The organism is Xanthomonas sp. NCPPB 4037, assembly GCF_041475695.2.
GTDB lineage: Bacteria > Pseudomonadota > Gammaproteobacteria > Xanthomonadales > Xanthomonadaceae > Xanthomonas > Xanthomonas campestris.
In genome coordinates this window covers 1,874,752-1,893,518 of sequence record NZ_CM191261.1, presented here as the reverse complement: position 1 = coordinate 1,893,518, position 18,767 = coordinate 1,874,752, and the positions used below count along the sequence as shown (strand labels likewise).

The following is an 18,767-nucleotide window of genomic DNA, read 5'->3' as shown; positions in this document are numbered from 1 at the left end:
CTTAAGCGGCTTCGGCGTTGTCGCCGTCGGTATCGGTGGCGGCAGGTGCAGCATCGCCTTCCTCGTCGTCACGACGACGACGCTCGCTACGCTCGGGCTTGTCGCCCTTCTCGTCCTTGCTCTTCATGATCAGCGACTGCTCGGTATCCGGGCCATCGCGCTTGATCACCAGGTGACGCAGCACCGCATCGTTGAAGCGGAAGCTTTCCACCAGCTCGCTCAGCACGGCCTGGTCGACTTCGATGTTGAGCAGCACGTAGTGCGCCTTCACCAGGTTCTGGATCGGATAGGCCAGCTGACGACGGCCCCAGTCTTCCAGACGGTGGATGGTGCCGTTACCGCCCTCGATCAGCGACTTGTAGCGCTCGATCATGGCCGGGACCTGCTCGCTCTGGTCCGGATGGACCAGGAACACGACTTCGTAATGACGACTCATGTTGTTTTACCTTTCGGATGTGGCCACGTGGGCCGGACAGCTCCCCGGGAACCCGCACAAGGCGGCCGGTGGAGCAAGGGTTTCCCGCCAAAACGGGCAGGAAGCCAGAAAGTATGGCAGTTCAAGCGCTTAGCCGCAACCGGGCCATCCCAACAGCCACGCTCACGAGTGCGGCGACTGCTTAAGCCCCTCTCCCGCCGGAGAGGGGTTGGGGTGAGGGTACGGGGCAAAGCCACTCGTGTTGCTCAGCCACGCGAGCTTCGCCCGTACCCTTATCCGCCCCCTTGGGACACCTTCTCCCGATGGGAGAAGGAAAAACACTCCGGCGCTGTCTCGCTCACTCTCTAGCTCAGCGATGCTCGGCTTCGGTGGTGAAGCTTTCCCCGCAGCCGCACTCGGCCGTGGCATTGGGGTTGCTGAAGGTGAAGGTCTCGCTCAGGCCGTGCTTGCCAAAGTCGATGCAGGTGCCATCCACCAGCGGCAGGCTGGTCGGGTCGACAAAGATGCTGACTCCGCCCTGCTCGAATACCGCGTCGTCATCACGCTTTTCGCGCGCCAGGTCGGTGATGTGGCCCCAGCCGGAGCAGCCGGTCTTGGTCACGCCAAAGCGCAGCCCCAGCGCACCCGGGGTCTGCTGCACGAAACGCTGCACGCGCTCCAGCGCGGCGGGGGTGAGGCTGATGGTCATACGGGCACTCCAACACAATAGCGGCAAGTATAGAGGCCGACCGGCGCGATCGGCATGCAGGCCAGATGGGGCCAGCGTTGCCCGTAGACAAGCACGGCGCGCCTGCGCCTGTTCAGGTGCTCGCGCCGGCGCGGTCGCAGCCAGTAAACTCGCAGGTCACTCCAAGGTCGCTACGGCGAGGAATAGTCATGACGGTGGTCAGCGTTGAACATGCGCTTGCGGGGAAGATCCCGGAAGGCGGCGAAGTTACGGTATGCGGGTGGGTGCGCACGCTGCGCGGGTCTGCCGGACTGGCCTTCATCAACGTCACCGATGGCTCCTGCTTCGCGCCGATCCAGGTCGTGGCCACCGAGTCGCTGCCGAATTTCGACGAGATCAAGCGCCTGACCAGTGGCTGTTCGCTGATCGCCAAGGGCGTGCTGGTGAAGTCGCAAGGCAAGGGGCAATCGTTCGAGATCCAGGCAAGCGGCGTGGAGATCGTCGGCTGGGTCGAAGACCCGCTGACCTACCCGATCCAGCCCAAGCCGATGTCGCCGGAATTCCTGCGCGAAGTGGCGCATCTGCGTCCGCGCACCAACCTGTTCGGCGCGGTCACGCGTATCCGCAACTGCCTGGCGCAGGCGGTGCACCGCTTCTTCCACCAGAACGGCTTCAACTGGATCAGCACGCCGATCATCACCACCTCCGACGCCGAAGGCGCCGGGCAGATGTTCCGCGTCTCCACGCTGGACATGGTGAACCTGCCGCGCACCGCGCAGGGCGAGGTGGATTTCAGCCGCGACTTCTTCGGTAAGGAAACCTTCCTGACCGTGTCCGGCCAGCTCAACGTGGAGGCCTACTGCCTGGCACTGAGCAAGGTCTACACCTTCGGGCCGACCTTCCGCGCCGAAAACAGCCACACCACACGCCATCTGGCCGAGTTCTGGATGATCGAGCCGGAAATCGCCTTCGCCGATCTGGCCGAAGACGCGCGCCTGGCCGAACAGTTCCTCAAGTACCTGTTCCGCGCGGTGCTGGACGAACGTGGCGACGATCTGGCGTTTCTGGCCGAGCGCGTGGACAAGAACGCCATCAGCAAGCTGGAAGCCTTCATCAATGCGCCGTTCGAGCAGATCGACTACACCGAAGCGGTGAAGCTGCTGCAGAACTCCGGCAAGAAGTTCGACTTCCCGGTCGAATGGGGCCTGGACCTGCAGACCGAGCACGAGCGCTGGCTGACCGAAGAACACATCGGCCGCCCGGTGGTGGTGACCAACTATCCTGAGCACATCAAGGCGTTCTACATGCGCCTCAACGACGACGGCAAGACGGTTGCGGCGATGGATGTGCTGGCGCCGGGCATCGGCGAGATCATCGGCGGCAGCCAGCGCGAAGAACGCCTGGACGTGCTCGACGCGCGCATGGCGCAGTTCGGCCTGGATAAGGAGCACTACAGTTGGTACCGCGATTTCCGCCGGTATGGCTCGGTGCCGCATGCCGGCTTCGGCTTGGGGTTCGAGCGCTTGGTGGTTTACGTGTGCGGCTTGAGCAATATCCGCGACGCGATCCCCTACCCGCGCGCGCCGGGCAGCGCGGAGTTCTGATGTGAGCCTGTTGGCCGCCTCCACGCTGCAGGTGCTGGCCTTCGTGCTGGCATTGCTGGCGGCCGGCATCGCCGGCGTACGGGGCGTACGACTAGCGCGGCAGTCAGCCATGCAACTGGATTCCGCTGCATGGTGGCGAAGTGAGCCCGCACGCAAGGCGATCGGCCACGCAGTGCGCCCGTTGTGGTGGACCATTGCTGCGCTGCTGGTTGGCGCAGTCCTTCCCAAGCTGGCCTTGCTGATGGCGGACACATGACCCTGTTCTTCGCGCTATGTTTCGTGGGTGTTGCGGTCGCCGGGCTGACCGCCCTGCTGATCTTCTGGCCACTCACCCTGGTGCACCTGCGCGACCGTCATCCGGATGCGTTGGACAGCTTCGGCGACCCGGCCTTCATCAGCCCCACCGCGTGGCGCTGGTTGTTGGCGCGCCGCTACCGCAGCTACCGCGACAGTGCGCTGTCCGGTCTGGCCACACCCGCCTGGCTCTCGCTGCTGACCATTTTTTTCGGCCTGGGCATGGCGGCCCTGCTCGGGCTGCTTTCCAAGGTACTGGCATGAACATCATCGACATCGACGCAGCGCACAGCTCTGGCAGCCACGATCAGTGGTGGCTGGCCACCATCGGCCGCACGCTGATCTGGGCGCGCCTGCGCATCAAGGAAGCCGGCACTGCCGAAGTGCTGGACAGCGATGGCAAGACGCTGGCCTACGACAGCGAGGACACCGCACGCGCGGCCTTGTTCGATGCCGAATTCGTGGCACTGGACGGGCTGGACGAAGAAGACGCGCTGATGCGCGGTTTTTCGCTGCATGAGGTGTCGCCACCGCGTGGCGACAGCGATGCCGACCTGCGCGAGCGCATGGTAGTGACGATGGGCGGCCGCGCCTGAGATGTACGCACCGCGCGCGTTCGCACAGACCGATCTGGCGTTGCTGGACGGCCTGATCGCGCATGACCCGTTCGTCACCTTGATCACGCCGGGCGAGACTGGGCAACCAGTCATCTCGCATCTGCCGGTGATCTATCGGCGCGATGCGGAGGCGATCGTCATCGAAGGGCATTGGGCCCGCCCCAATCCGCAAGCGCGCTATCATGGCGATGCAGTGATGCTCGTGCACGGCCCGCATGCCTATGTGTCGCCCACCTGGTATCCGGACAAGGAAGCCGCCGCACGCGTACCCACCTGGAACTACGCGGTGGCGCATCTGCATGGTCAGTGCAGCGTGGTCGAGGACGAGGCGGCGGTCGGCGACTTGATCGGGCGCATGAGCGCGCAGTTCGAACACAGCATCGGCAGCGACTGGCTATTCGAGATGGACCGCGACAGCCATCGGCGCCAGCTGCGCGGGTTGGTGGCATTCCGCTTCGTACCCAGCCGCATCGAACTCACCTTCAAGCTCAGTCAGAATCACCCGGTGGCCAATGTGCGTGCCGTCAGCGATGCGCTGGCCGCCCAGGCCTCGGCCGAGACGCAGGCGGTGGCCGCGCTGATGCGCGATGCACTGCAGGCGCGCAGCAGCCATGACTGAGCAGCGCCGTCGGCTTGGCGTTCCTGCACCACGGCTTTACGCCACTGCGGTGGCACCTACGCTCCCTTCCCCACGTTCTGGAATACTGCGCGCATGAACGAGCTCAACCATTTGCTTGAAAACAACCGCGCCTGGGCCGATCGCATCAATCGCGAAGACCCGGAATTCTTTGCCAAGCTGTCCACCCAGCAATCCCCGGAATATCTGTGGATCGGCTGCTCGGATTCACGCGTTCCGGCCAACCAGATCATCGACATGGCGCCGGGCGAAGTGTTCGTCCACCGCAACATCGCCAATGTAGTGGTGCATACCGATCTAAATTGCCTGTCGGTGATCCAGTTCGCCGTGGACGTCCTCAAGGTCAAGCACATTCTGGTCGTCGGCCATTACGGCTGCGGCGGCGTGTTTGCCAGCCTGACCCAGAAGCGCATGGGCCTGGTGGACAACTGGATCCGCCACGTCACCGATGTGGCCGACAAACACGAGGCCTGCCTGCACCAGGCCGGCGACCTGTCGGTGCAGCACGCACGCCTGTGCGAGCTCAATGTGCTGGAACAGGTAGTCAACGTCTGCCGCACCACCATCGTGCGCGACGCCTGGGACCGCGGCCAGGAACTGCGCGTGCATGGCTGGGTCTACAGCCTGCGCGACGGGCGTGCGCACGATCTGCGTATGTCGGTCGATCGTGCGGACATCCTGCAAGAGCGCTACGACGCGGCACTGGCGCAGATCCAGGCCGACCATAGCGAACGCTGAGCGCAGCCGGCCGCGCGGCACCCATCGGTGCCGCCGGTTGGCTATGCTGGGCGTCTTCTTCGCCAAGGAACGCCGATGCTGGTCCCGCCGATCAACCTGCACGCCTGGATCGAGCAGCACCGCCACCTGCTAAAGCCGCCGGTCGGCAACAAGTGCATCCAGCAGGACGGCTTCATCATCATGATCGTTGGTGGGCCGAACGCGCGCACCGACTATCACTATGATGAAGGCCCGGAGTGGTTTTTCCAGCTCGAAGGCGAGATGGTGCTGAAGGTGCAGGACGACGGCAATGCGCGCGACATCCCGATCCGTGCCGGCGAGATCTTTCTGCTGCCGCCCAAGGTGCCGCATTCGCCACAACGCGCCGCCAGATCGATCGGCTTGGTGATCGAGCGTGAGCGCCTGCCGCATGAGCAGGACGGCCTGCAGTGGTATTGCCCGCAGTGCAACCACAAGCTGTATGAAGCAATGTTCCCGCTGGAAAATATCGAAACCGATTTCCCGCCGGTGTTCGATCATTTCTATCGTTCGCTTGCGCTGCGCACCTGCACGCAGTGCGGGCATGTGCACCCTGCGCCGGAACGCTATGCCGCCGTCGAGGCCTGAGCCGCGGGCCGTGGGTTGCACCCGCATTTGCCAACCACCTTGTTTCTGCTGACCTCCACGCCATGCTGCGCGCACTGATCGACCTCAAGCCGCGCGACGTGCCATTGCGCGTTGCACTGCGCAACACCGCCGCGGTGGTGTTGCCGCTGCTGATCGGCGTGGCGACGGGGCATGTTGCGGCCGGCCTGGCGGTGTGCAGCGGTGCGTTGAACACCATGTTCTCCGATCAGCCCGGCCCGTATCGGGCGCGCCTGCAGCGCATGCTGATGGCGGCGCTGGCGGCCGGTGGCGCCGCGCTGCTGGGCATCTGGGTCGGCCACAACACCCCCGCCCTGGTGCTCGCCGGGCTGGTGCTCGGCCTGGGCGGCGGCTTGCTGGTCGCACTGGGCCCGGTGGCGGCCCGAGTGGGCTTGACCAGCATGATCCTGTTGGTGGTCAGCGCCGACATGCGCCTGCCAGTGGCGCAGGCGCCAGGCGTTGCGCTGCTGATCTTTGCCGGCGGCGTGCTGCAGGTCCTGCTGGCGCTGGCTGCATGGCCCCTGCAGCGTTACCGGCCCGAGCGCTTTGCATTGGCAGAGCTGATGCGGCAGCTGGCCGGCATTGCGCGGCAACGCCCGGAAGCCAGTGCGCCGCCACCGGCCACGCAGGAAGTGCTCGATGCCATGGTCATGCTGCATGGCGAGCACCGCTCGCGCGCAATCGCGGTGCAGAGCTTCCGCATCATTGCCGAGCTGTGCGACCGCGTGCGCCTGGAACTGCTGTCGCTGGCCGACGCCGACACTCGCCTGGGTCAGTCACAGGCGCGGCCGGCGATCGAACGCGTGCTGGAGCGCAGCGCCATCGTGCTGGAACAACTTGCCCACGCGATGACCGTGGGGGAAGACCCCGCCGCCGCCACGGCCTCGATGACCGGCTTCGACGATCTGGTGGCGGCGCTGGCGCAGTTCCAGCACGACAACGCCGATACCCGCGAGCGCCGCCTGGTGCGCGTGGCGGTGGCGCGCGCGCAAGGCCTCGGCGGCCAGCTGCGCGCCCTGGTCCGCAATGCGCACTGGGCCAGCAGCCGCGGCGAGATCCAGGCGCAGCTGGCCGAAGCGCGGCTGCCCGCGGCGCTGCGCCCGGCCGCCACCTGGGCCACGCTGCGGGCGAACCTGGACCTGTCTTCGGTGGCGTTTCGTCATGCGTTGCGCTGCGGCGTGTGCCTGGCCCTGGCGATCGCCTTTCAGCGTTGGCAGCAGATTCCGCACGGCTTCTGGATCCCGATGACCACCGCGATCGTGCTCAAGCCGGATTTCGGCGGTACTTTCAGCTTTGGCGCCTTGCGGGTTGCCGGCACCTTCATCGGCTTGTTGCTGGCCACGCTGCTTGCGCATCTGGCGATGGACGGTGCCGGCATCCGCCTCAGCCTGTTGGCCCTGTTTTGCCTGGGATTTCGCCTGTTGACACAGGTCAACTACGGCATCGGCGTGGCGTTTTTGACCGGCATGCTGGTGCTGCTGCTGTCGTTCGAAGGGGTGTCGCCGGGCGAGGCGGTCGGCGCGCGTCTGCAGGCCACCGTGGCCGGCAGCGCACTGGCGCTGATCGCCTACGCGCTGTGGCCCACGCGCGAACGCCGGCAGATCCGCGCCTCGCTGGCGCAATTGCTCGATGCCTACCGCGCACACCTGCGCAACCTGCTGCTCGGCCAGCTGGATGCCTTGAGCGACAGCCGCGCCGCCGCGCGCGTGGCGCGCACCAATACCCAGGCCTCGATCGAACGACTGCGCGGAGAGCCCCGCAGCCGGCGCAACCTGGACGAGCTCAAGCGCGCCGAATCTTTGTTGGCCAACGGCAATCGCTTGATCCGCGCCACGCTGTCACTGGAAGCGGTGCTGCGCGATGGCCACCCGCTGCCGGCACTGGATGGATTGCCTGCGTTCGCAGAGCAGGCCGATCAGGCCCTGGCCGAGTTGAGCGCCTGTCTGCGCGAAGGACGCGTGCCGGCGCCGGCCACGCTGCGCACCGCCGAGCGCGGGGTGTCCGATGCGCTGGCGGCGCTGCCCGATGGCCTGCCCGCAGCGGCGGCGCTGGCCGACACCATCGACCGTATCACCGACAGCATCGGCACCCTGACCCACCTGTTGCGCCCCGCCCGCCCCGCCACTGCCGAGGCCCCGGCCGTGCATGACGGCGCGCAGGGCGCCAGCAGGTAAACTGCGGCATTGACCTGCGCCGCGAGCCGATGATGACCGATCCGCTGTCCCGCTCCCATGCTGCCGCACTGGACGCTGCCGACCCGCTGCGCGCGCTCCGCGATGCGTTCGTGTTTCCGCAACATGGCGGCCAGGATCAGACCTATTTCGTCGGCAATTCGCTGGGCCTGCAACCGCGCCAGGCGCGTGCGATGGTGTCCGAAGTGCTCGACCAGTGGGGCGCGCTCGCGGTGGAAGGCCACTTCACTGGCCCGACCCAATGGCTCACCTATCACCAGCTGGTGCGCGACGGGCTGGCACGGGTGGTCGGCGCACAGCCGGACGAGGTGGTGGCGATGAACACGCTTACCGTCAACCTGCACCTGATGATGGCCAGCTTCTACCGGCCCAGCACCGAGCGTGCCGCGATCCTGATCGAAGCCGGTGCGTTTCCGTCCGATCGCCACGCCGTGGAGTCGCAGCTGCGCCTGCACGGGCTGGACCCGGACACCCACCTGATCGAAGTGGAGCCCGACGCACCCGACGGCACGCTGTCGATGGACGCGATCGCTGAAGCAATTGCGCAGCACGGCCCGCGGCTGGCGCTGGTGCTGTGGCCAGGGATCCAGTACCGCACCGGCCAGGCGTTCGCGCTGGGCGAGATTGCGCGGCTGGCGCGCGCCCAGGGCGCAGCGGTGGGTTTCGACCTGGCGCACGCGGTGGGCAACATCCCGCTCAGCCTGCACGACGATGGCGTCGATTTCGCCGTGTGGTGCCACTACAAATATCTCAACGCCGGCCCGGGTGCGGTGGGTGGGTGCTTCGTGCATGCGCGGCATGCACATAGCAACCTGCCGCGCATGGCCGGCTGGTGGGGCCACGAACAACCCACACGCTTCCGCATGGAACCGCAGTTCGTGCCTTCGCCCGGTGCCGAAGGCTGGCAGCTGAGCAATCCGCCGGTGCTGGCGCTGGCGCCGCTGCGCGCGTCGCTGGCGCTGTTCGACCAGGCCGGCATGCCGGCGCTGCGTGCCAAATCCGAGCAGCTCACCGGGCATCTGGAACAGCTGATCCAAGCGCGCGTGCCGCAGGTGCTGCAGATCGTCACCCCGGCCGATCCCGCACAGCGTGGCTGCCAGCTGTCGCTGCGCGTGGCCGGTGGCCGCACGCAGGGCCGTGCCTTGTTCGAATACCTACAATCGTTGGGCGTGCTGGGCGACTGGCGCGAGCCGGATGTGATCCGCATCGCGCCGGTACCGCTGTACAACCGCTTCTGCGATCTGCACCAGTTGGTGGAGCACGTGGAAACCTGGGCCGCTGCCTGAGCCCTTCCTCCTTGCCGGCGCCCCTGTCCGGCCGCTGCCGGATACCGCATTGAGCGCTGCTGCCTCCCCTCGTTCCCTGACCCTGATCGGCGCCGGTTTGGCCGGTTGCCTGCTCGCCATTCTGCTGTCGCGGCGCGGCTGGCAGATCACCTTGTACGAACGCCGTGGCGACCCACGCATCAAGGGCTACGAGTCCGGGCGTTCGATCAACCTGGCGTTGGCCGAACGTGGCCGGCATGCCCTGCGCCAGGCCGGCGCCGAAGACGCGGTGATGGCCAAGGCGGTGATGATGCGCGGACGCATGATCCACCCGGTCAGCGGCGAGCCGCAGCTGCAGCGCTACGGGCGTGACGACAGCGAGGTGATCTGGTCGATCCACCGCGCCGCCTTGAATGTCACCCTGCTCGATCTGGCCGAACAAGCCGGCGCGCGCGTGCATTTCTATCGGCGCCTGCACACGGTGGATTTCGATGCCGGCTACGCGCGCTTCATCGACGACCGCGACGACCAGCCGCACGAGATCCACTTCCAGGCACTGGTCGGCAGCGACGGCGCCGGCTCGGCCTTGCGCGCGGCCATGCAGCGCAAGGCGCCGGTGGGCGAACACATCGCCTTTCTCGATCATTCCTACAAGGAACTGGAAATTCCGCCGCGGGCGGATGGCGGTTTCCGCATCGAACGCAATGCGCTGCACATCTGGCCACGCGGGCGCTACATGTGCATCGCCCTGCCCAACGACGGCGGCACCTTCACGGTGACCTTGTTCCTGCCCAACGAAGGCACGCCGAGCTTTGCCACCACCCGCAGCGGCGACGAAGCGCTGGCCTTGTTTGCCCGCGACTTTCCCGATGCATTGCCGCTGATCCCGCAGCTCAAGGAACACTGGGAAGAGCACCCGCCCGGCCTGTTGGGCACGCTGACCCGCGAGCGCTGGCATCTGGATGGCCGCGCCGTGCTGCTGGGCGATGCCGCGCATGCGATGGTGCCGTTCCACGGCCAGGGCATGAACTGCGCGTTCGAAGATTGCGTGGCGTTGGCCGAGCAGCTGGATGCACACAGCGACCTGGGCGAGGCGTTCGCGGCCTTCGAAGCCGCGCGCCGCGACGATGCAGCCGCGATCCAGCAGATGGCACTGGAAAACTATCTGGAGATGCGCGATCGCGTGGGCGATGCGCAATTCCTGCTGCAGCGCGCGCTCGAACAGGAACTGCAGGCACGCTGGCCCACCCGCTTCGTCCCGCACTACACCATGGTCACCTTCCTGCGCACGCGCTACGCGATCGCCCTGGCACGCAGCGAGATCCAGCGCGAGATCCTGGTCGAAGCCACCCACGGCCACACCGATCTATCGCGGATCGACTGGGCAGCACTCGAAACGGTGGTGCATGCGCGCCTGGAGCCGCTGGAAGGCGCGCACTGAGCACAGGGATGCGGCGCTGCCGATGACGTAGCGGCAGGGCCGTGGTGGCGCGCCGGCGGCCACGATCCGAGCGACGCCGCGGCCGCGACCATCGCATGACATGTATGCGCGCCGTGGTCGCTATCTCGCGTGCGGCGCGCGGGCAGCAGCGCTGGGCCATGACGTCAGCCGTTTGCCCGCGCCCGCTGGCATCGCGAGCGCACAATGCCTCTTTGCCGCGCGTGAAGCATCGCGGCGTATTCCACTGCACCTGACAGCGCTCCCGCACAGCCGCGCCTCAGCGAGCCGGCGGGAGGATGAGAGATACTAACCAGCACCGGCGGCGCCTTGCAGCGCGCCGCAGCTTTGGATTGTGATACGGCATGCCTGACAGTTTTCTCTTCTACGACCTGGAAACCTTCGGCCAGGATCCGCGCCGCACCCGCATCGCGCAGTTCGCGGCGGTGCGCACCGATGCGCAACTGCGCGTGATCGAAGAGCCGATCAGTTTCTTCGTGCAGCCGGCCGACGATCTGTTGCCCTCGCCCTACGCCACCATGGTCACCGGCATCACCCCGCAGCACGCGCTGCGTGAGGGCGTGAACGAGGCCGAGGCATTCGCGCGCATTGCCGAGCAGATGGGCCGCCCGCAGACCTGCACGCTGGGCTACAACTCGATCCGCTTCGATGATGAGTTCGTGCGCTGCGGCCTGTTCCGCAATTTCTATGATCCCTACGAGCGTGAGTGGCGTGGCGGCAACTCGCGTTGGGATCTGCTCGACGTGCTGCGGTTGGTGCATGCACTGCGCCCGGACGGCATCGTGTGGCCACAGCGCGAGGATGGCGCCACCTCGTTCAAGCTGGAGCATCTGGCCGATGCCAATGCCGTGCGCGAAGGCGATGCGCATGAAGCCCTGTCGGACGTGTACGCCACCATCGGCATGGCGCGCAAGTTCCAGCAGAGCCAACCCAAACTGTGGGACTACGCGCTGCGGCTGCGCGACAAGCGCTTTGCTGCCAGTTTGCTGGACGTGATTGCGATGCAACCGGTGCTGCACATCTCGCAGCGCTACCCGGCCACGCGCCTGTGCGCGGCGGCGGTGTTGCCGCTGACCCGTCACCCGCGCATCGAGAGCCGCGTGATCGTGTTCGACCTGGACGGCGACCCGGATGCGCTGTTGCGCCTGAGCCCGGACGAGATCGCCGACCGCCTGTATATTCGCGCCGCCGATCTGCCCGAAGGCGAGCAGCGCATCCCGCTCAAGGAAGTGCATCTGAACAAGGCACCCGCCCTGGTGGCCTGGCAGCATCTGCGCAGCGATGATTTCCAGCGTCTGGGCGTGGACCGCGCCGCGGTGGAAGCCAAGGCCGCGCGGTTGCGCGAACTGGGCCCGGAGCTGGCGGAAAAAGTACGCCAGATCTACGGCGCCGAGCGCGCCGGGGCAGCAGCGGTCAACGACGCCGACGCCTCGCTGTATGACGGCTTCCTGGCAGAAGGCGACAAGCGCCTGCTGACGCAGGTGCGCAGCAGCGCGCCGGGCGAACTGGGCGCACTGGAAGCGCGCTTCCGCGACCCACGCCTGATCGAACTGCTGTTCCGTTACCGGGCGCGCAACTGGCCGCAGACACTCTCCCCAGACGAGCACCAACGCTGGAACCATTATCGCCGTCAACGTTTGCTGGAAGACCGCGGCCTGGGCGAAGTCACGCTGGAACAGTTCTACGCGCAGATCGCCGATTTACGGCTTGCTCACTCCGACGATGCTACCAAGCAATCCCTGCTCGACCAGCTCGCCGCCTGGGGTTCGGACCTCCAACGCACGCTATGACCACCTATTTTTCCGACGCCAGCTTCAAGTTCCTGCGCGCCCTGGCCCGCCACAACGACAAGACCTGGTTCAACGACCATCGGCATCAGTACGAGGCGCATGTGCGCCAGCCGTTCCTGCAGCTCATCACCGACCTGCAACCGGACCTTGCGCAGATCAGCGAGCACTATCGCGCCGATCCCAAAACGCAGGGCGGCTCGCTGTTTCGCATCTATCGCGACGCGCGCTTTTCCAACGACAAATCGCCCTATAAAAACTGGCAAGGCGCGCGGCTGTTCCATGCGCGGCGGCGCGAGCTGCCGGCACCGTCGTTCTACATCCATCTGCAACCCGGCGAGAGTTTCGTTGGCGCAGGGCTGTGGCATCCGGAGCCGGAGACGCAACGCAAGCTACGGCAGTTCATCTTCGACAACCCGGGCAGCTGGAAAGCCGCCGCGCACGCGCCCAAGCTGACCCGTAAATTCACACTCGACGACAGCGAAAAACTGGTGCGTGCACCGCGCGGTTTCCCTACGGACTTCGAGTTCATCGACGATCTCAAGCACCGCAACTGGGCGTATCTGCGTCCGCTCGACGACGCCACCATGACCGGCAATCGGCTACGCCAGACCATTGCGGCCGATCTGGTGGTGTTGGCACCGTTTGTTGACTACCTGTGTGCCGCGCTGGATCTGGAATTCTGAGCGCAGGCAGGCCATGCATGCCCGCGCACGGCCTGCCGCAGTGCGCGCATCCGCCACGCCTTCCAACACATGCACCCGCTGTAACGCGCCGATCAATCCAGGAGTGGCGGCAATGAAAAAATGGTGGTGGTTGCTTCCGCTGTTGATCGTGCTGGCACTGGCAGGCTATGTGGTCGGCGGGCCGTATCTGGCAATCCGCGGCATCAGCCAGGCCGTGGCCAATCGCGACACCGCGCAACTGGCGCGGCACGTGGACTTCCCGACGCTGCGGGTCAACCTGAAAGCGCAACTGGACGACTACGTGGTGCGCGAAGCCGGCAGCAGCCTGCAATCGAGCCTGCTGGGTGGTTTTGCGCTGCAGATTGCCAGCCGTCTCGGCGGCGCCGGCGTGGATACGCTGGTGACGCCGTTAGGCATCAGCGCGTTGCTGCAAGGCCATCAGGTCTGGAACCGCGTGACCGGCGACACCGTCAGCCCGGACACCTACGCAGCCCCCTCGCCTGCGCGACCGCTGGACGGCGCCGAGCAACGCTTCGAATCGACCCGCCGATTCACCGCCACCACGCACACTGCAAGTGGTGCGCCGGTGGTGTTCGTGCTGAGTCGCCAGGGCCTGCGTTGGCGGCTCACCGACATCCAACTACCGCTGCGCGATGCCGCAGGCAGTGCCCCTGCCGGCGGCTGAGTCGCGCCAGCATGCACATTGGTCAGCACGCAGCATTTAGCTGAATCGCCAGGCCCGCTCCGTCCACGCCGCCTGCAGGCGCTGCATGGAGGGCCGCAGTTGCCGCGCCGCTGACCACGGAAGTGACCGCAGTGCATCGGCGACGCTGCCGGGCGTGCGTTTACCGTCCCAGCAAAACACGATCTGGTTACGCAGATCCGGCTGGGGCAGCACCAGCATGTGTCCATCGAACAGCGCGCGCAGCGTGCCCAGGTGCTCGGCGGTCGCCACCTGGAACAGGTTCAACACCAGCACACCGCCGGGCCGCAGCGCCGCCTGGCACGCCGTATAGAACGCGGTAGTGCACAGAGCCGGCGGGATGCCGTCGGCGTCGTAAGCATCCAGCAATAGCAGGTCATAACGTTGCGGACGATGGGCGATCCAGGCCGCGCCATCGTCCAGGCTGACCTCCAGGCGTGCGTCATCGCGCGGCAGGCGGAACACATCGCGCAAGGCCAGCACCTGCGGATCGGCCTCCACTGCTTCGACACGTGCCCAGGGCAGATACCGGTGACAGAACTTGGCCTGCGCGCCGCCGCCCAGACCAATGATGCCGATGCACTGCGGGCGCGGGTGCAGCCACAACGCCGCCAACATGCCGCGCGTATAGGGCACCACCAGCCGGTGCGGCGCCCAGCGCGCCATGCGCGTCTGGATGGTGTCCTCGGCGAAGGACAGCTCCACCGCGCGCCAGCTCATCCGCAGCGCGGCGCGGACCGGCGTGCGCTGCGGCCCGCTCATCCGATCGGGGGGTCGTTGGCCACGCCGTGCGGCACGTGGCCGGCGGCCACATGCTGGTGCTGACGTGCACTATCGATATTGTGTTGCGAATCATCGAAGAAGATATCTGCGCCAAACGCTTCCAGGAACGGCCCCTTGTGGCGCCCGCCCAGGAACAGCGCTTCGTCCAGCCGCACACCCCACTCGCGCAGGGTGCGGATCACCCGCTCGTGCGCCGGTGCCGAGCGCGCGGTGACCAGCGCGGTGCGGATCGGCGAGGCCTCGCCCGGCGGGAACGCCGCCTGCAGCGCATGCAGGGCGGAGAGGAAGTTACGAAACGGACCCACCGACAACGGCTCGCGTGCGCGCTCGCGCTCGTGGCGGCCAAACGCTTCCACGCCCTGTTCGCGCGAGATGCGCTCGCTCTCGTCGCCGAAGATCACCGCATCGCCGTCGAAAGCGATCCGCAGCTGCGTGGACAAGCGGGTGTCGTCGTTGTCGACGATGGCCGCAGCCGCCTCGGCCCGTTCGCCCGGTGCGCGCGGCATGATGGTGGCCGCTGCGATGCCATGGGTGAGCGCGCGCCGCACCGACTCGGGATTGGCCGACAGGAACAGATCGGTGCCGAACGGTTTGACATAAGGCCAGGTCGGCTGACCGGAGGTGAAGGTCGCGCGCACGATGCCCAGGTTGTAATGCTGGATGGAATTGAAGATGCGCAAGCCGGTGTCGGCGGAATTGCGCGACAGCAGGATCACTTCAACGCGCGGCGTTTCTTCGGGCGTGTCGTGGTTGAGCGCCAGCAACTTGCGCACCACCGGAAATGCCACGCCCGGCTCCAGGATGTCGTCCTCGTGCTCGCGCTGGAACGCGGAATACGCCTCCACCCCGTCGGCCTCGAACAGCGCGTGGCCTTCTTCGAGATCGAACAATGCGCGGGAGGTCACCGCGACGGTCAGCAGTCTGGGGGAGTTGTCAGCCATTTGAATGCCGGGATTGGGGAGTGGGGAATCGGTAGAAGCAGGAACGGTAGATCGGGAGTGCCTCGGGCATCCGTGCAGCATCGTAGCGTGTGTGTACACGTCCAAAGCACACGTGCCGCGCCGTTGCTGTTGCCAATCCCGAATCTCCACTGCCCAATCGCCGCCCCTCACACCGCAAACTGCTCGCTGAAGATGCGTTCTTCCAGGTTGTGTTCGGGGTCGAACAGCAAGGTGACGCGGCGTTCGATGGATTCGCGGATGGTCACTTCGACCACGTCGCGGATTTCATGCGAGTCGGCGGTCACGCTGACCGGGCGCTTGTACGGATCCAGCACGCGAAAGCGCACTTCGGTATCGGCCTTGAGGATGGCGCCGCGCCAGCGCCGTGGCCGGTACGGCGCGATCGGGGTCAAGGCCAGCGTGTGTGAGCCCAGCGGCAGGATCGGGCCGTGCGCGGAGTAGTTGTAGGCGGTGCTGCCGGCTGGGGTTGCCACCATCACTCCGTCGCCGATCAGCTCGGCAATGCGGGTCTGGCCATTGAGATCCACGCTCAGATGCGCGGCCTGGCGGGTCTGCCGCAGCAAGGAGACCTCGTTATAGGCCAGCGAACCGGCACTGGTGCCGGATTCGGTCTGCACCAGCATTTCCAGCGGACGCAGGTGGGCCGGCTCGGCGCGTTGCAGGCGCGCCAGCAGGTCGTCCTCATCGTCGCGGTACTGGTTCATCAAAAACCCGACCGAGCCCAGCTTCATGCCGAACACCGGCTTATCGGCGGCACCGTGCCGGTGCAGGGTCTGCAGCATGAATCCGTCGCCGCCCAGCGCGCAGACAATGTCTGCATCGTGCAAGGCGTGGTCGCCGTAGCGCTGCACCAGGCGCGCGCGTGCGGCCACCGCCGGCTCGGCGGGGCTGGCAAGAAAAGCGATGCGGGGCATTGCGGTCATCGTTGACTCCAGGGCATGCGAATCAGCATACCGCAGCGCCGTGGTGGGCTCGTGCGCAGACCGCTGTCACGGCGCGTGCGCCGCGGCGGATGCGTTGCGCGGCATCCGCTGCGTGCGGCAGGCCGCCGCGCCACCGAGGTGCAGATGGATTCGCCGCACGCCGTCCAAGCCCTGCGCTGCGCCGTCACCGGCCGCTGGCGCGGCCTGTCATCACGCCGTCAACCGCCACGCCCGATGGATCCGCGCATGCCGCTCGAAATCCGGATCGATGGTGCGCGGGCTGATTTCCTCGCACTGCGCGAACTCGGCCACCAATTCCTCATCCAGTTTGAAGCGACGGAAGTTGTTGGAGAAATACAGCACCCCGCCCGGCGCCAGACGTGCCACTGCCGCGCGCAACAGCCGCACATGCTCGCGCTGGATATCGAAGTCTTCTGCGCGCGCAGAGTTGGAGAAGGTCGGCGGGTCGCAGAAGATCACGTCGAAATGCGCGCGCTCGGCTTCCAGCCAGGCCAGCGCGTCGGCCTGCACCAGCTTGTGCTTGCTGCCGGCGTGGCCGTTCAAGGCCAGGTTGTCGGCGCACCACTGCAGATAGGTACCGGACAGATCCACGCTGGTGGTGGAGCTCGCACCGGCCACCGCCGCCTGCACGCTGGCCACGCCGGTGTAGCAGAACAGATTGAGGAAGCGCCGCCCCTTCGATTGCGTGGCCATGGTGCCGCGCAACGGGCGATGGTCCAAAAACAGGCCGGTGTCCAGGTAATCGAATAGATTCACCCGCAGCAGCGCGCCGTGCTCGCGCACATTGACGATTTCGTTGCGCTGCTCGAAGCGGCCGTACTTGCTGCCGCCCTTGCCACGTTCGCGCGACTTCAACGCAACACGCTCGGCCGGCACCTCGAACACCTCGCGCGCGGCGGCCAACAATTCGCCCAGGCGACGGCGCACATCCGCCTCGGGAATGGTCGCCGGCGCGGCGTATTCCTGCACGTGCAGGAAGATACGCCGGTCGCCATCGGCTTGCTGATACACGTCGATGGCAGCGGAATATTCCGGCAGGTCGGCATCGTAGACGCGGAAGCACTCGATGCCCTCGCGGGCGCGCCACTTCTTGAATTTCTGCAGGTTCTTGCGCAGGCGGTTGGCCACCATCTGTGCGCCTTCGCTGAGCGCCGTCGGTGCCGCCAACGGAGTCCGGCGCGGTACCGCGATCGGGTTGCAGACGATCAACGCGCACTCGATCGCACCGTTGAACAACTGGTATTTCTTGCCCGCACGCAGGCCGGTGGCATACGCCAGCTCGGCATTGCCGCACAGCAGGCTCGCCCGCCACTGCGGCACCACGCGCTGCAGGGTGTCGCCCAGCTTGCGATACAAGGCGGCATCGGCGGCCAGGCGCTCGTCATACGGCGGGTTGCACACCACCACGCCGGTGGCCTGCGGCGGAGTCTGCAGGTCGCCGACCTCGCGCACGCCGAACCAGATGGCCTCCGCCACGCCGGCCACCTGCGCATTTTCCTTGGCAGCGCGAATCGCATGCGGGTCCATGTCGCTGCCATGGATCACCTGCTTGAGCGCGGCACGGCCAACGCTGTCGCGCTCGCGTGCCTCGGTCACCAGCTGCTGCCAGCTGTCGCGGTCGAACCCGCGCCAGCGGCTGGGAATGTCGCTGCCATAGCGCTGCAGACCGGGCGCGACATCGGCCGCCATCAGCGCGCCTTCGATCAACAAGGTGCCGCTGCCGCACATCGGGTCCAGCAAGCCGCCGCCATCGGCATAGGCACGCGGCCAGCCGGCGCGCAGCAGCACGGCAGCCGCCAGGTTTTCCTTCAACGGCGCTTCGTTCTGCGCCATGCGCCAGCCACGCCGGTGCAGCGGCCCGCCGCCCAGATCCACCGAAATAGTGGCGCGGCCCTTGCGCAGCGACAGGTTCAGGCGCAGGTCCGGGCTTTCCACGTCCACCGACGGGCGCTCCAGCCCCTGCCGGCGGATGGTGTCCACCACCGCGTCCTTGATGCGCTGCGCCGCATAGCGCGCGTGCGTGATGGCGGTGCCGGACACGTGCGCATCCACCGACAGCGTGTGCCCGGTGGACAGATGCTCATGCCAGGGCAGCTCGGCAACGCCGGCATACAGGGCGTCTTCGTCCGGGCAATCGAACTCGGTCAGCGGCCACAGCACCCGGCTGGCCAGCCGCGACCACAGCACGGCGCGCTGGGCATCGCGCAAGGCGCCCTCGACGTTGACGCCGGAGATGGTGGCGGTGGCCTTGCTGGCACCGAGCGCGAGCAACTCGTCGGCGAGCAGGTATTCCAGGCCCTTGGCACAGGATGCGAAGAATTTCACGTAGGCAGGTATCGATGGAGACGATGACCGCGCAGCTGGCGGCG

19 protein-coding genes are annotated in these 18,767 nt (G+C 66.6%); 13 read left to right on the top strand and 6 right to left on the bottom strand.

Features of this window, described 5'->3' with window-relative positions; genetic code table 11:
• Position 1 precedes the first annotated feature (1 nt).
• On the bottom strand, positions 2 to 436 hold the full coding sequence (rpsF, locus tag ACCQ01_RS08495) for a 30S ribosomal protein S6 (RefSeq protein ID WP_011036747.1): 435 nt from the start codon (positions 434 to 436) through the stop codon (positions 2 to 4).
• Between the two features lie 349 nt (positions 437 to 785).
• Positions 786 to 1,124 carry a HesB/IscA family protein gene (locus ACCQ01_RS08490; protein ID WP_014507399.1) on the bottom strand — a complete coding sequence of 113 codons (339 nt, stop codon included), beginning with the start codon at positions 1,122 to 1,124 and terminating at the stop codon, positions 786 to 788.
• Positions 1,125 to 1,312: 188 nt separating this feature from the next.
• Here ACCQ01_RS08490 and asnS point away from each other — a divergent pair, with 188 nt between their 5' ends.
• From asnS to ACCQ01_RS08425, 13 genes are all read left to right on the top strand, one after another.
• Positions 1,313 to 2,707 carry an asparagine--tRNA ligase gene (gene asnS, locus ACCQ01_RS08485; RefSeq protein ID WP_228432857.1) on the top strand — a complete coding sequence of 465 codons (1,395 nt, stop codon included), beginning with the start codon at positions 1,313 to 1,315 and terminating at the stop codon, positions 2,705 to 2,707.
• A gap of 1 nt (position 2,708) precedes the next feature.
• The gene (locus ACCQ01_RS08480; protein WP_228432858.1) at positions 2,709 to 2,963 is read left to right on the top strand and encodes a hypothetical protein; all 255 of its coding nucleotides are present in this window, start codon (positions 2,709 to 2,711) and stop codon (positions 2,961 to 2,963) included.
• On the top strand, positions 2,960 to 3,265 hold the full coding sequence (locus ACCQ01_RS08475; RefSeq protein ID WP_042598819.1) for a hypothetical protein: 306 nt from the start codon (positions 2,960 to 2,962) through the stop codon (positions 3,263 to 3,265). Before ACCQ01_RS08480 ends, ACCQ01_RS08475 begins: the two co-directional genes overlap by 4 nt.
• The gene (locus tag ACCQ01_RS08470) at positions 3,262 to 3,597 is read left to right on the top strand and encodes a hypothetical protein (RefSeq protein ID WP_012438669.1); all 336 of its coding nucleotides are present in this window, start codon (positions 3,262 to 3,264) and stop codon (positions 3,595 to 3,597) included. Before ACCQ01_RS08475 ends, ACCQ01_RS08470 begins: the two co-directional genes overlap by 4 nt.
• A gap of 1 nt (position 3,598) precedes the next feature.
• Positions 3,599 to 4,237 (top strand): FMN-binding negative transcriptional regulator, encoded by a 639-nt coding sequence (locus ACCQ01_RS08465; protein ID WP_228432859.1) that lies wholly within the window; start codon positions 3,599 to 3,601, stop codon positions 4,235 to 4,237.
• Between the two features lie 93 nt (positions 4,238 to 4,330).
• Complete coding sequence (gene can / locus ACCQ01_RS08460; protein ID WP_014507393.1) at positions 4,331 to 4,993, top strand: carbonate dehydratase; 663 nt, start codon at positions 4,331 to 4,333, stop codon at positions 4,991 to 4,993.
• 75 nt (positions 4,994 to 5,068) lie between these two features.
• A complete protein-coding gene (locus ACCQ01_RS08455; protein ID WP_228432860.1) occupies positions 5,069 to 5,599 on the top strand; it encodes a 3-hydroxyanthranilate 3,4-dioxygenase in 531 nt (176 codons plus the stop codon).
• A gap of 62 nt (positions 5,600 to 5,661) precedes the next feature.
• Entirely contained in the window at positions 5,662 to 7,791 is a 2,130-nt protein-coding gene (locus tag ACCQ01_RS08450; RefSeq protein ID WP_228432861.1) for an FUSC family protein, read from the top strand.
• Positions 7,792 to 7,823: 32 nt separating this feature from the next.
• Positions 7,824 to 9,095 carry a kynureninase gene (gene kynU, locus ACCQ01_RS08445; RefSeq protein ID WP_228432862.1) on the top strand — a complete coding sequence of 424 codons (1,272 nt, stop codon included), beginning with the start codon at positions 7,824 to 7,826 and terminating at the stop codon, positions 9,093 to 9,095.
• 49 nt (positions 9,096 to 9,144) lie between these two features.
• Positions 9,145 to 10,515 carry an FAD-dependent oxidoreductase gene (locus tag ACCQ01_RS08440; RefSeq protein WP_076035980.1) on the top strand — a complete coding sequence of 457 codons (1,371 nt, stop codon included), beginning with the start codon at positions 9,145 to 9,147 and terminating at the stop codon, positions 10,513 to 10,515.
• A 362-nt stretch (positions 10,516 to 10,877) separates the two neighbouring features.
• Positions 10,878 to 12,323, top strand: coding sequence for an exodeoxyribonuclease I (gene sbcB, locus ACCQ01_RS08435; RefSeq protein ID WP_228432863.1), 1,446 nt, complete (start codon positions 10,878 to 10,880; stop codon positions 12,321 to 12,323).
• Positions 12,320 to 13,006: a DUF2461 domain-containing protein gene (locus tag ACCQ01_RS08430; RefSeq protein ID WP_228432864.1), complete on the top strand. Its 687-nt coding sequence runs from the start codon at positions 12,320 to 12,322 to the stop codon at positions 13,004 to 13,006. Before sbcB ends, ACCQ01_RS08430 begins: the two co-directional genes overlap by 4 nt.
• 112 nt (positions 13,007 to 13,118) lie before the next feature.
• Positions 13,119 to 13,691 (top strand): DUF2939 domain-containing protein, encoded by a 573-nt coding sequence (locus tag ACCQ01_RS08425; RefSeq protein WP_228432865.1) that lies wholly within the window; start codon positions 13,119 to 13,121, stop codon positions 13,689 to 13,691.
• Between the two features lie 36 nt (positions 13,692 to 13,727).
• Here the strand turns inward: ACCQ01_RS08425 and ACCQ01_RS08420 are convergent, their stop codons facing one another.
• The 4 genes from ACCQ01_RS08420 to rlmKL all read right to left on the bottom strand — a co-directional run bounded on the left by ACCQ01_RS08420 (position 13,728) and on the right by rlmKL (position 18,723).
• Positions 13,728 to 14,471 carry a fused MFS/spermidine synthase gene (locus tag ACCQ01_RS08420; protein ID WP_228432866.1) on the bottom strand — a complete coding sequence of 248 codons (744 nt, stop codon included), beginning with the start codon at positions 14,469 to 14,471 and terminating at the stop codon, positions 13,728 to 13,730.
• Entirely contained in the window at positions 14,468 to 15,433 is a 966-nt protein-coding gene (locus ACCQ01_RS08415; RefSeq protein ID WP_012438679.1) for a 5'-nucleotidase, read from the bottom strand. Before ACCQ01_RS08415 ends, ACCQ01_RS08420 begins: the two co-directional genes overlap by 4 nt.
• A gap of 167 nt (positions 15,434 to 15,600) precedes the next feature.
• Positions 15,601 to 16,377, bottom strand: coding sequence for an NAD kinase (locus ACCQ01_RS08410; RefSeq protein ID WP_228432867.1), 777 nt, complete (start codon positions 16,375 to 16,377; stop codon positions 15,601 to 15,603).
• Between the two features lie 210 nt (positions 16,378 to 16,587).
• Entirely contained in the window at positions 16,588 to 18,723 is a 2,136-nt protein-coding gene (gene rlmKL / locus ACCQ01_RS08405) for a bifunctional 23S rRNA (guanine(2069)-N(7))-methyltransferase RlmK/23S rRNA (guanine(2445)-N(2))-methyltransferase RlmL (RefSeq protein ID WP_228432868.1), read from the bottom strand.
• Positions 18,724 to 18,767 lie beyond the last annotated feature (44 nt).